9 protein-coding genes are annotated in these 12384 nt (G+C 73.1%); 7 read left to right on the forward strand and 2 right to left on the reverse strand.

The window, feature by feature from the left end; translation table 11 throughout:
- Nucleotides 1–212: 212 nt before the first annotated feature.
- The 5 genes from ACFTZC_RS35505 to ACFTZC_RS35525 all read left to right on the forward strand — a co-directional run bounded on the left by ACFTZC_RS35505 (nt 213) and on the right by ACFTZC_RS35525 (nt 7100).
- Nucleotides 213–1016: a GntR family transcriptional regulator gene (locus ACFTZC_RS35505; protein ID WP_382897098.1), complete on the forward strand. Its 804-nt coding sequence runs from the start codon at nt 213–215 to the stop codon at nt 1014–1016.
- A 177-nt stretch (nt 1017–1193) separates the two neighbouring features.
- Nucleotides 1194–3614 carry a zinc-dependent metalloprotease gene (locus ACFTZC_RS35510; protein ID WP_382897100.1) on the forward strand — a complete coding sequence of 807 codons (2421 nt, stop codon included), beginning with the start codon at nt 1194–1196 and terminating at the stop codon, nt 3612–3614.
- Nucleotides 3615–3781: 167 nt separating this feature from the next.
- On the forward strand, nt 3782–4804 hold the full coding sequence (locus ACFTZC_RS35515; RefSeq protein WP_382897103.1) for a lytic polysaccharide monooxygenase: 1023 nt from the start codon (nt 3782–3784) through the stop codon (nt 4802–4804).
- A gap of 48 nt (nt 4805–4852) precedes the next feature.
- A complete protein-coding gene (locus tag ACFTZC_RS35520; protein ID WP_365816699.1) occupies nt 4853–6100 on the forward strand; it encodes a histidinol-phosphate transaminase in 1248 nt (415 codons plus the stop codon).
- A gap of 103 nt (nt 6101–6203) precedes the next feature.
- Entirely contained in the window at nt 6204–7100 is an 897-nt protein-coding gene (locus ACFTZC_RS35525; RefSeq protein ID WP_382897105.1) for an LLM class F420-dependent oxidoreductase, read from the forward strand.
- A gap of 82 nt (nt 7101–7182) precedes the next feature.
- Here ACFTZC_RS35525 and ACFTZC_RS35530 read toward each other — a convergent pair whose 3' ends face one another.
- The gene (locus tag ACFTZC_RS35530; protein ID WP_382897108.1) at nt 7183–8091 is read right to left on the reverse strand and encodes a YceI family protein; all 909 of its coding nucleotides are present in this window, start codon (nt 8089–8091) and stop codon (nt 7183–7185) included.
- 482 nt (nt 8092–8573) lie between these two features.
- Here ACFTZC_RS35530 and ACFTZC_RS35535 point away from each other — a divergent pair, with 482 nt between their 5' ends.
- Nucleotides 8574–9482, forward strand: coding sequence for a helix-turn-helix transcriptional regulator (locus tag ACFTZC_RS35535; protein ID WP_382897110.1), 909 nt, complete (start codon nt 8574–8576; stop codon nt 9480–9482).
- 97 nt (nt 9483–9579) lie between these two features.
- Nucleotides 9580–11001 carry a DUF2252 domain-containing protein gene (locus tag ACFTZC_RS35540; RefSeq protein ID WP_382897112.1) on the forward strand — a complete coding sequence of 474 codons (1422 nt, stop codon included), beginning with the start codon at nt 9580–9582 and terminating at the stop codon, nt 10999–11001.
- A 69-nt stretch (nt 11002–11070) separates the two neighbouring features.
- Here the strand turns inward: ACFTZC_RS35540 and ACFTZC_RS35545 are convergent, their stop codons facing one another.
- The gene (locus ACFTZC_RS35545) at nt 11071–12345 is read right to left on the reverse strand and encodes a cation:proton antiporter (protein WP_382897114.1); all 1275 of its coding nucleotides are present in this window, start codon (nt 12343–12345) and stop codon (nt 11071–11073) included.
- Between the last annotated feature and the right edge of the window lie 39 nt (nt 12346–12384).

Here is a 12384-nt window from a genome sequence, read left to right on the forward strand (position 1 = left end):
GGCGGCACGGGACCGGGCACGGGCGGCCACCTGGTGCATCAGGTGGCAGAGGCGGCGTGGCAGACTGCCCGGGTAAGTGGATTTTCGGCCCCGCCTGATGCATCAGGCCATCGGCGGGCCCTCCGGAAGATCCGTTTCGGGTGGACTCCGGCGGGGCCCGGCCGGGAAAAACTTCTCGCATGTTGAGACGCGGTCCAGAAGGTGAGACAGGGATGGCGGTCGCGGCGTACCGGACCGTGGCGGAGGATCTCCGGCGCCGGATCGACGAGGGCGAGTTCGCCCCGGGTGATCCGCTCCCCTCGCGCGCCGCCCTCGCGCGCCACTACGGCGTCGGTTCGAACGTCGCCGCGGCCGCCGTGCGCGTGCTGACCGTGGAGGGCCTGGTCAAGGGGCGCGCGGGGCGCGGCGTGTTCGTACGGGAGCGGCCCACCTCCGGGACGATGGCCCGCTCGTGGACCCAGGAGCGGCTGCAGGGCCGGCTCGCGGTCACGGCGGGCGGACGCGACACGGGCGCGGACGCGGACGCGGTGCGGGGCGCGGACTCCGGGCACGACGGCCGTACGGTGCGCGGCACGCCTCGCTCCACCACCGGCGAGGCCCCCGAGGAGATCGCCCGGCGCCTGGGGGTCCCCGCCGCCGAGCCGGTGATCCGCAGCGAGTACCTGCTCACCCGGGACGGCCGACCGGCCATGCTCTGCGTGAGCTGGGAGCCGCTCGGCATCACCGGCGGCACCCCCGTGTCCCTGCCCGGCGCCGGTCCGCTGGCGGGGAGCAGTGTGGTGGCGCGGATGTCGTACATCGGCCTCCAGATCACCCACTCCACCGAGACGGTCACCGCGCGGACCGCCACCCGCGCCGAGGCGGACGCCCTCGATCTGACGCCGGGCGCGCCCGTCGCCGCCATCGAGCGCACGTACTTCGCCGGGGAACGCCCCCTGGAGACCGCGGATCTGGTCGTCCCCGGCGAGCGCTTCCGCCTCGCGTACGAGATCCCCGCCGAGCCGGCCGGCGGCTGAGGACCACGGGGCAGCGCGCGGCGGCGACGTACGATCTGATCCGGCCCCGGATCCGCTCCGGCCACCGGTCCGGTCCCGTGCCGGTCCGCACCGGTCCTGTGCCGGTGCGCGGCCGTGCCGGTCCTGTCCGGTGCCGGCCGTACGGATCCCGATCCCCCAGCGAGAAGCGAGCCCGGCGTGAACGACCTGTCGCCCGCGACGACTCCGGGCGCGGCCCCGGATCCCCGCCCCTTCGTCGAACTGCGCGCCGACCCGGAGGGGCACCGGCTGCTGCTGGCCGTCCGGCGGTTCGACGAGCCCTTCCTGCTGACGGCGTCGCTGTCGCACGGCGTGGGCTCCAGCCTGCTCGCCGTGGACCGGGGCAAGGCCGGCAAGGTGAAGGCCGCCGTCTTCCGGCGGATCGCCGGGCGGGTCGTCCTGGTCCAGCGCAACAAGCACCATCTCGCCACCGGTGACGCCGCCGCCGTCCGCGCCGGCGAGGAGTCCTTCGCCACGTCGGTGCTGTGGAGCGCCCCGGCGCTGAGCGAGCGGGACGGCGCCGTGGTGGTGGACGCGACCGGGCTGGCGCTCCTCGATCTCCACGGCGTGGCCGGGCAGTTGGCGGCGCTGGAGCAAGGCGCCCACGAGGTCGACCCGGCCGCCTCCTTCCCGCTGCCCGACGAGGCGCGCCAGGGCGCGCGCGGGGTGCGGCTGCCCGCGCTGCTGACCTTCCGCGGCTCCTCCCCCGGCGCGGCGGTGCGGGCCGTGGTGCCGGCGCCGGGTGCGGTCAGCGTCGTACAGCACCTCCATCTCGTGCCGCTGCCCGACCCGCCGCTGCCGGTGCGCCGCTACCACCCCGGCTCCGGCGGGTACGGCATCGGCCACGACGACCACGGCGCCGGTACGGCGGCCGGTCACCGGGTGCGGTTCCAGCCGCGGTTCCGGCTCGAACCGCTCGACCCGGACGCCCCGTCGGGCCCGGTGCGGCGCCCGATCGTCTTCTCCGTCGACCCGGCCGTCCCCGAGCCGGTACGGAGCGCCGTCGTCGAGGGCGGCAACTGGTGGCGGGAGGCGTTCGAGCGGGCCGGGTTCACCGACGCCTTCCGGGTCGAGGTGGCGGCCGAGGGCACCGACGACAACGATCTCGGCGTCAACTCCGTGCGCTGGGTGCACCGGGACGGCCGCGGCTGGTCGCACGGCCAGGGGCTCACGGACCCCCGTACCGGCGAGATCCTCAGCGGCCGGGTCCGGCTCGGCTCCCAGCGCGTGGAGCAGATCACCGCGCTCGCGGAGGCGCTGCACGCCCCGTACGGGCAGCCGGACGAGCGGGAGCGGCTGGCCGCCGTCGAACGGCTGGTGCTCGGCCGGATGCGGCAGCTCGCGGCCCACGAGATCGGGCACGCGCTGGGCTTCATGCACAACTTCGCCAGTACGCACCACCCCCGCCCCTCCGTGATGGACTATCCGCATCCGCGGGTCACCGTCACCCCCGACGGCCGGGTGGACTCCTCGGAGGCGTACGGCGAAGGGCTCGGCCCGTGGGACCACTTCCTGGTCGCCCACGCCTACGGCCGCTTCCCGAACCGGGCCGGGAGCCAGGTCAGCGGCCGGGAGAACGGCCAGGACAACGGCCCGTCCGATGGACGCGACGACGCCCTGGCCGAAGAGGCCGCCCTCGCCGGACTGCGGCGCGCGGCGGCCGAACAGGGCCTCGTGTACATCACCGACGAGGACGCCCACGCCCCGGACGCCGCGCACGCCGACGCGGTGCTCTGGATCGCGCCCGTCGCGGACCCGTTCGCCGCGCTGGACGAGGCGCTGGCGGTACGGCGGGCCGCGCTGGCGGGATTCTCGCGCGCGGTGCTGCCGCCCGGCCGGCAGACCGGCGAACTGGAGGAGCGCGCGGTGCTCCTCCAGCTCTACCACCGCTCCCAACTCGCCGCCGTGGGGCGCCTGATCGGCGGCACGCGCTACGCGTACGGGCTGGCCGGCGAGGCCGGGGGCGGGGCCGTGCCGGTGGCCGGGGACGTCCAACGCCGGGCCCTGGTGCGCCTGTCGGAGCTGCTGCGCCCCGAACACCTCGCCCTGCCCGCACCGGTGCTCGACGCGCTCACCCCGCCCGCCGTCCGGTACGGGCGGAGCACGGAGTACTTCGACACCCGGGCCGGCCGGGTCTTCGACCCGTTCGGCGCGGTGGAGGCGACGGCCGCGCTCGTCACGCAGGAGCTGCTGGACCCCGCCCGGCTCAACCGGCTGGGCTGGCAGCACGCGGCGGACCCGGCCGTCCCGGGCCCCGGAGAGGTCCTGGACAGCCTGCTGGACATGGTGTGGCGGGACGGATCCCCGGTGCCGGACGGCCTGGTGGCGGGTGCGGCCGTGCGGGAGACCGCGGGGTGGGTGGTGCTGCGCTCCGCCGTCGACGCGGTACGGAGCGACCTGCTGCACGGCGTCGTACGGGCGCGGCTCACCGTCGCGCTGCGGCGGCTGGCGGAGGAACTGGGCCGGGCTGACGGAGCGGCGGAGCGCGAGGCGTCCGCGACGCTGACCGCCTTCCTGGCGGGCGACGGCTCCGCGCGCCTCGGCCCGCCGCCCCGCATCCCGCCCGGCGCGCCCATCTAGGCTCGCTGTTGCTGACGAAGCAGCCCTGACCTGCGGACATAAAAACCCTGTAGATACCTCCCGAAGATCGTTGGCGTCTCGCTGAACAACCGGTGGGCCCCGGCCGTAATAGACAGCACGCTGCTGGGGCCGAGGCTGTCGGGGCCCGCCGAGGAGGTCTGTCAGGGATGTTCCGCCATCGCACCGCCGCCGCCGTTGTCACCGGCGTCTTACCACTGCTGCTCGCGGTGCCGACGGCGCTGACCGCGGCTCCGGCGTACGCGCACGGCGCGCCGACCGACCCGCTGAGCCGTACCGCCGCGTGCGGCCCCGAGGGCGGTGCGGCGGCGTCGACCGCGGCCTGTCAGGCGGCCCTCGCCGCCAACGGCGGCCAGACGTTCGAGGCGTGGGACAACCTCCGTATCGCCGATGTCAACGGCAGGGACCAGGAGTTCGTGCCGGACGGGCGGCTCTGCAGCGGCGGCCTCGACACGTACCGGGGTCTCGACCTCGCCCGCGCCGACTGGCCGGCCACCCGGCTGACCCCCGGCGCCGGGCTTGATCTCACCTACCGCACGACGATCCCGCACACGGGAACGTTCAGCCTCTACCTCACCCGGGAGGGATACGACCCGACCACTCCGCTGCGCTGGTCCGACCTGGCCCCGCAGCCCTTCATGACGGTCACGGACCCGCCGGTCGTGAACGGCGCGTACCGCATGTCGGGCACGCTGCCGTCGAACCGTACCGGCCGGCATGTGATCTACACGGTGTGGCGCAACACGAGCACCCCGGACACGTACTACTCGTGCTCCGACGTCGTCTTCCCCGAGGCGGCCGGCGGCTCCGGCGGCTCCGGCGATTCCGGCGGCTCCGGCGGCTCCGGCACGGACGCCGGGACCGGCGCCTCCTCCGGCCAGGCCGTCCCCGGGCAGCCCGCCGTCCCGACCGCGCCGGCGTCCCCCACCGCCGCCGCGGACCCGGTGCCCGCGACCTCGGCCGCACCGTCCTCCCCCGAGGCGGCCGCCGTACCGTCCCCGGCCGCCTCCGCCACTCCCCCCGCCGACCAGCCCGTGCCCGCGGCCGCCGCTCCCCAGGCCGTCCCCGTGTCCGCCACATCGCCGTCCGAGTACCTGCCGGTGGCAGTGGGCGGGGTCATGGCGGTCGTGGGCATCGGAATCTTCGTGATGCTCAGGCGGCGTGCCCGCTGATCACCGCGCGCCTCCCCCGTAAGCACCGATCGTAAGGAGACCTCCTCCATGTCCCAGCCCCTCGAAACGGGCCTCCTGCGTGCCACCGCGCACAGTCCGTCCTGGGCCATGCTGAGCCGCCTGTCGCCGGACAACGGGCCGGCGGCCCCGTCAGGGCAGGAGCCCTACCGCAGGGCCGAGACGGCACACGAGCAGCGCGTCGACTTCTGCATCCCGTGCAACCCCTACTTCCCCACGCCCGAGATGTTCGGCCGTATGCAGGGGTCCCTGGAGTCGATCCTCAAGTACTACCCGAGCGACGCGGACACCGTCACCGCCGAACTGTGCTCCGTGCTCGGCCTCAACCCGCAGACGGTCGCCATGGGCAACGGCTCGACCGAGCTGATCACCTGGATCGACCATCTGCTGGTCCGCGAGAGCCTGGCCATCCCCATCCCCACCTTCGGGCGCTGGACGGACCAGCCGCTGGAGACCGGCAAGCGCGTGGACATGTTCCCGCTCCAGGAGGAGCAGGACTTCACCCTCGACCTCCAGGAGTACGTACGGTTCATCCGCCAGCGGGGGTCGCGGGTCGCGGTGATCTGCAACCCCAACAACCCCGACGGCGGTTATCTGAAGCGGCACCAAGTGGTGTGGCTGCTCGACGAGTTGTCCGACCTCGATCTGGTGGTGGTCGACGAGTCGTTCATCGACTTCGTCGACGCGGAGCGCGCCCCGTCCGTCGCCGACGAGGCGTCGATCCGCTCCAACGTGATCGTGCTGAAGAGCCTCGGCAAGAACTTCGGGCTGCACGGCATCAGATTCGGCTACCTGGTGGCGAACCCGGCGCTCGCGGCGAAGGTCCGCAAGGCACTGCCCAAGTGGAACCTCAACTCCTTCGCCGAGAGCGTCGTCTTCATGCTCAAGGAGTACGGGGTGGAGTACCACCAGTCCCTGGCGCTGCTCTCCCGCGACCGGGCGAACATGGCGCAGACCCTCGCCGCCGTCCCCGATCTGGTGGTCTTCCTGTCCCAGGGGAACTTCCTGCTGGTCAAGTTGCCCGACGGGGTGGACGGGGCGGCGCTGCGGGACCGGATGCTCACCCAGTACGGCGTCTTCATCCGCGAGTGCGGCAACAAGCTGGGCAGCACCAGCCAGTTCCTGCGGCTGGTGGTCCGGCCGCAGGAGGACGTCCAGCGGCTGGTGGCCGCGCTCCAGGCCTGCCTGCCGTCGGGCCCCACCGGCATGGCCCGCCCCCAGGCGCACGCCGCGCCCGCGTCGGCCCCGTCCCTCCCGGCGCTGGCTCCGGCGCGCTAGTCGCACGGGGGGCACGCACCGTCCCGTACCACCGAGGGGGCCGAACGGGTCAATGGTCTCCGGGGCCGGAATAGGACGGGTGCGGGCCCCCGTTGGGCGTCATATGACTTCCGACACCTCTGACCACACCGCCCGCTTCGGCCCGATCGGCATCTGGAGTTCCGCCCTGCACCGTCCCGCCCCCGGTGACGCCGGGGGCGTCGCGGAGGCCGTGGCCGAGCTGGACGAGCTCGGGTACGGCACGATCTGGGTCGGCGGCAGCCCCTCCGTCGAGGAGGCCGGGACCGTGGTCGCGGCGACCCGCCGGATCACCGTGGCGACCGGCATCCTCAGCGTCTGGCAGCACGAGGCGTCCGCGGTCGCGGAGCAGGTCGCCGCGGTCGAGCGGGCCTCGCCGGGACGCTTCGTCCTCGGGCTCGGGGTGAGCCACGACGCGCTGACCCCGCGGTACGCGCGCCCGTACTCGACGATGGTGGCGTATCTCGACGCGCTGGACGCCGCCCCCGAGCCGGTGCCCGCCCGGAGCCGGGTGCTCGCCGCGCTGGGCCCGAGGATGCTGGCGCTGGCGAGCGACCGTTCGGTGGGCGCGCACCCGTACCTCGTCACGCCGGAGCACACCGCTCAGGCGAGGGCGGCGCTCGGTCCCGACGCCCTGCTGGCGCCCGAACTGGGCGTGGTCCTGGACACCGATGCCGACCGGGCCAGGACCACCGCGCGCGCCATGCTCTCCTTCTACCTCAAGCTGCCCAACTACACGGGCAATCTCGTGCGTCTGGGCTTCACCGACGACGACTTCACGGACGGCGGCAGCGCCCGGCTGCTGGACGCGCTGTTCGCGCTCGGCGACGCCGACGCGGTCCGCGCCCGCGTCGACGCCCATCGCGCGGCGGGCGCGGACCATGTCGCACTCCAGGTGCTGACGCACGACCCGGCCGGCGGCCTGCCGCGCGCCGAGTGGCGCGAACTGGCCGCCGCCCTCGCCCTTCCGGGCGCCGCGTAGGAACCGCGCGGACGGCACGGGGCCGGCGCGCCCGCCGCCCCGTGCGGGGACGGCTGTCCGCCGGGGCGCCCCGCCCCGCCGGCTACTCCGGCGGGGTGGGCGTCTCGTCGCAGCGGAACATCACCTGGATGTCCAGTTCGAGCTGGATGGTCGGCCCCACGATCGCGATACCCCTGGCCAGCATGGAACTCCAGTTGAGGGTGTAATCCTCGCGGTGGAGTTCCGTCCTCGCCTTGGCGGCGCAGCGGAGTTCTTCCCCGTAACCGCCATTCACGGATCCGAGATAGTCGGTCTCCAGACTGACCGTGCGGCTGATTCCGTGCAGCGTGAGGCTGCCGTGCACGGTCCACCTGTTGCCCGCATGGCGCTGGAAGCGTTCGCTGACGAACTGGATGTACGGATAGTTCTCCACATCCAGGAAGTCCGCGGAGCGGAGATGGGTGTCCCGCGTATTGTTTCCGGTCGTAATGCTCGCCGCGTCGATGGTGCACTCGGCGTAGGAGTCCTCCGGCCGTTCACCGACTCGTACCCCGCCGTCGAACCGGGTGAACCGGCCGTGCACATTGGCCATCCCGACATGGCGCGCGATGAACCGGACGGCCGTGTGCGGCGGGTCGAAGAGCCAGATGCCCGGCTGCGGCGGCTCCAGAGGGCGCGAGTGCTCCAGCGTGACCCGGAAGTGGCTCTGCCGGCCCGCGTCGACGTCCACCGTGAGCTGCGTGGGGAGCAGCCCGTCCGCCATGACCAGCACGGAGTACCGTCCGGTGGGCAGACCTACGGTGAAGGTGCCGTACGGATCGGTGCGGCCCTTCATCACCACGTGCCCGGTGTGGTTCGCCTTCACCTGGATTTCGGCGCCGTCCAACGGGTGACCGTTGGGCTGGCCGACCTCCAGGGCGAGCGCCCCGGCCGTCAGCGGTATCCGGGACAGCACATCCTTTGCTTTGCCGCCCGCTTTCGACTTCCCCCGTCGCAGGAGCGAGAGGCCCATGATGACACCCTTCTTCCAGACACTGATATGGAGAGTCGACAAAACTCTCCAGAGAAGCGGTGGGCTCCCTTTTCCGAGAATATCGGCCGCTTTTCGCCGAGCGACCACGCCGCCGCTGCCCCGCCGAGTGTCCGGTCGCACGGGGGAAGAGGTGGCCCCGAGATAGTAGACCAGATCATCCGCCCTTCAACGACCGGACTCCCGCACATCCCGCCTGTGCTTGTCGGGTGAAGATTTCCGCGTTCCCGAAACAATTTCCTCACATTGTGACGGTCCCCGGGCAATGTATCTACGCGATGAATTCACCGCGCCGGAACATTCCGGAGCATTGCCGGAACACCCTCGCCCCGCCATCCCGGGAGCACTTCCGCGTCTACGGGAGGGCCCTCGGCCCCGGAGGCGGGGCGCGGGCCGCGTCCCGGGGTGTGACAGGGCCCCTCACCCTGCTGTCTCGCAGGTCACGGGGCTGACACACTGAAGGTATGGCACGTGAGCGGCACAGCGGCGGCGGTGGGAGCGGCGACGGCACCCGGGGCGGCCGTGGCGGTACGGAGCTGGGGCGCTTCCTGCGCGCGCGCCGCGCCCAGGTGCTCCCGGCCGACGTCGGGCTCCCGGCCGGCCCGGGAATCCGCCGTACGCCCGGACTGCGCCGCGAGGAACTGGCCACGCTCTCCGGGGTCAGCATCGACTACTACACGCGTCTGGAGCGTGGCCGGGAGTCCAATCCCAGCCCCTCCGTGGTGGACGCCCTGGCCGCCGCCCTGCTGCTGACGGGGGGCGAGCGGGAACACCTGCGCGGTCTCGCCGCACGCGCCGCGCGCACCACGCACGAGCCCGCGACCGCGCCGAGCCCGTCCGTCGCCCCGGGCATCGAGCTGCTGCTGGAGCGCATGCAGCCGTATCCCGCCTATCTGACCAGCCGCACCCTGGGCATCCTCGCCGCGAACACCAGCGGGGTGCGGCTGCTCGCCGGGATCTCCGACTGGCCGGTCGCGCAGCGCAACATCGCGCGCTACGTCTTCCTCCATCCCACGGCCCGCGGCCTCTTCGAGGACTGGGACAACCAGATCCGCGGCTGCGTGGCCCGCCTGCGGGCCTTGGCCGGCACCGAGCCGGACGCCCCGGACCTCACCGGCCTCGTCGAGGAACTCCTGCTGAAGAGCCCGGAGTTCGCCCGTCTCTGGGAGCGTTACGACGTCGTGGGGCACACCTCGGGGCGCAAGACCTTCCATCATCCCGACGCCGGTACCTTCACCCTCGGTTACCACGCCATGCAGGTGGAGGGCACCCGCGGCCAGCGTCTCACCACCTACCACGCGGAGCCCGGGACCCAGGACCACGCGGCGATGCTGCTGCTCGACTCCGCCGAACGTGTCGGTACCACTCCGTAGGGTGACCGGCGGCGCCGCGGATGATGCCGGGTGAGCCCGAAGCTGCGAGGCTTGAGGTACGGACCCTCAGGTGCCCCGTTCCTCCAGGAGGCTTCCGATGACCGGCGAAGCGGTGACGAACATCCAGGGCGGGCCATGGCTCTCTCCCCGGGAGAGTGCGGCTCTGGGCAGAGCGGCACGGGCCCGGGCGCCCCGCTCCTCCCATGAAGCGTTCGAGCCGGCCCCGCGCCGCACGGACCCGGTGAGCGTCGTCGAGGCGCAGTCGGCGACGCGCGTGCCCGAACTCGTACCGATCCGCTACGGCCGGATGACGGAGTCCCCGTTCCGCTTCTACCGCGGCGCCGCCGCGATCATGGCGAAGGACCTGGCCCGCACCCCCACCTCCGGGCTGCGGGCGCAGTTGTGCGGCGACGCGCATCTGCTCAATTTCCGCCTGCTGGCGTCGCCGGAGCGCAATCTCCTCTTCGACATCAACGACTTCGACGAGACGCTGCCCGGCCCCTGGGAGTGGGACGTCAAGAGGCTGGCCACCAGTCTGGTGATCGCGGGGCGGGAGAACGGCTACACGGACGCGGAGCGCGCCGCGATCGTACGGAGTACGGTCCGGTCGTACCGCGAGGAGATGCGCCGCCTCGCGGAGCTGCCCCATCTCGCCGTCTGGTACGCGAAGGCCGACGCGGCGCAGCTGGAGGCCCTGGCCTCCGTCCGGTTGCGGCAGCGTGGCCGCAAGCAGGTGTCCAAGGCCCTGGCGAAGGCGCGCACCCGGGACAGTCTCCAGGCCTTCGGGAAGCTGACCCGGGTGGTGGACGGGCGGCGGCGGATCGTCGCCGTACCCCCGGTCGTCATGCCGGCGACCGACCTGCTGCCGGACCTCCAGCGGGCCGAGATCGAGGAGATGCTCCGGGACCTCGTCGCGCGGTACGGGAGGACCCTGCGGCAGGACCACCGGCATCTGCTCCAGCAGTTCGCCCTGGTCGACGTGGCGCGGAAGGTGGTCGGGGTCGGCAGCGTCGGCACCCGGTGCTGGATCATCCTGCTGGTGGGCCGGGACAGCGGGGACCCGCTGTTCCTCCAGGCGAAGGAGGCCGACGAGTCGGTGCTCGCCGCCTATGCCGGGCAGAGCGAGTTCGGCACACAGGGCGAACGGGTCGTCACCGGCCAGCGCCTGATGCAGGCGGCCAGTGACATCTTCCTCGGCTGGGAGCACGTGCACGCGCCCGACGGCAAGGAACGGGACTTCTACGTACGGCAGTTGCGCGACTGGAAGGGCATCGCGGAGCCGTCGATCATGGTGCCGCGGGGCATGCGCGTCTTCGGCGAACTGTGCGGCGCCACGCTCGCCCGCGCCCACGCCCGCTCCGGCGACCGGATCGCCATCGCCGCCTATCTGGGACGCGGGGACGTGCTCGACCAGGCGCTCGTGCGCTTCGCCGAGAGCTACGCCGACCAGAACGAGCGTGATCACCGCGCGCTCGTCGACGCCGTCGCCTCGGGCCGGGTCGCGGCCCAGGCCGCCTGATCCGGCGGCCGGCGCGCGGGCCCGGCGGCGGCCTCGTCCGGCGAGCGCGCCGGGCGCTGCGGGTGTGTCTCACGCACCGGGGCGCGGGGCTCTCCCCGCCAGTCCCCTGACCGGCAGTTCGTCCGCGGGCGATCGCCGGCCCGCCCCGGTGTCCGGGCGTACCGCCGATCCGTACCACCGGGCGAGCGGACCCGAGGTGAGGCCGTGTGCCAGGACACTGAGCAGAACGGTACAGACCACCACCGGCACCACCACCCGGGCGGCGGCGGGCGCGAGCCCCTCGACGGCCAGCAGCCCGAAGATGACGGACGCGAGCCCGCGTGGCCCGAACCAGCCGACGAACAGCACGGTCCTGCGGTCCAGCCCGCTGCCCAGCAGGGCCAGCGCCACCGGCACCATCCGGATCACCGTCAGGCTCAGTACCGCGTAGCAGACGGCCTGCCAGGTCAGATGCTCCAGCGCCGCCGGGAGCATGACGGCCCCGAACATGAGCCAGACCAGCAGGGACAGCACCGACGCCGACTGCTCGACGAACGCGAGCTGCCACTCCGGAGCGCCTTCTCCGTACGCCGTTCCGAACGCCAGCCCGGCGATGAAGGCCGCGACGAACCCGTTGCCGCCGAGCGCGATCGCCGAGGTGTAACAGAGCAGGGCGAGGGCCAGCACGGCGGCTCCCGCGGAACTCTCCACCGTCCAGGACCGGCGCAGCGCGGAGCGCACCAGCAGGCCCGAGACCAGACCGATCGCCGCCCCGTACACCAGGCCGATGAGCAGTTCCACGAGGGCGCCACCCACCCCCTCATGCCCCGCGCCTCCCCCGGCGGCGGCCAGACCGGTGAGTGACAGGACGACGACCGGGGTGGCGATGCCGTCGTTGAGACCGCTCTCCACATTGATCGTCCGGCGGATCCGGGCGGGAACCACCGGGTTGTTCATCATCGAGGCGCCGAGCGCCGCGTCCGTGGGAGCCAGCGCGGTTCCCAGGTAGAGCGCGGCCCAGCCGGACACACCGGGAACAAGACCGAGCGCCACCAGGGTGCCGAGTCCGATGCACAGCGGCAGCCCGATCAGCAGGAGGCGCGCGTACAGACCGAGGTCCGGGCGCAGCGACCGGAGGGAGAGCCGCGCCGCGTCGGTGAAGAGCACCCAGGTGAGGGTGGTTTCCACCAGTGTCCTGACCGTCGCCGGTGACGGCACGAGCTCCTCCGTGCCGAACCCGTGGTGCAGCAGGAAACCCGCGGCCACGAACACGACGGGGGCGGTGAGTTCGACGCGCGCCACCTTCTGTGCACACAGGCCCCACGCGAACAGCAGGAGCAGGATGAGGGAGAACACGGCGTCCACCCGGCCGAGCGTACGGAGCCACGCGCGCGTCGGGTGGGG

The sequence above is a fragment of the Streptomyces sp. NPDC056987 genome, assembly GCF_042673865.1.
Lineage (GTDB): Bacteria > Actinomycetota > Actinomycetes > Streptomycetales > Streptomycetaceae > Streptomyces.

What these genes read in the sequence shown, in the direction of transcription:
- ACFTZC_RS35535 (WP_382897110.1), top strand. Translation starts at nt 8,574, where the DNA reads ATGGCACGTGAGCGGCACAGCGGCGGCGGTGGGAGCGGCGACGGCACC.
- ACFTZC_RS35525 (WP_382897105.1), top strand. Translation starts at nt 6,204, where the DNA reads ATGACTTCCGACACCTCTGACCACACCGCCCGCTTCGGCCCGATCGGC.
- ACFTZC_RS35540 (WP_382897112.1), top strand. Translation starts at nt 9,580, where the DNA reads ATGACCGGCGAAGCGGTGACGAACATCCAGGGCGGGCCATGGCTCTCT.
- ACFTZC_RS35505 (WP_382897098.1), top strand. Translation starts at nt 213, where the DNA reads ATGGCGGTCGCGGCGTACCGGACCGTGGCGGAGGATCTCCGGCGCCGG.
- ACFTZC_RS35515 (WP_382897103.1), top strand. Translation starts at nt 3,782, where the DNA reads ATGTTCCGCCATCGCACCGCCGCCGCCGTTGTCACCGGCGTCTTACCA.
- ACFTZC_RS35520 (WP_365816699.1), top strand. Translation starts at nt 4,853, where the DNA reads ATGTCCCAGCCCCTCGAAACGGGCCTCCTGCGTGCCACCGCGCACAGT.
- ACFTZC_RS35530 (WP_382897108.1), bottom strand. Translation starts at nt 8,091, where the DNA reads ATGGGCCTCTCGCTCCTGCGACGGGGGAAGTCGAAAGCGGGCGGCAAA.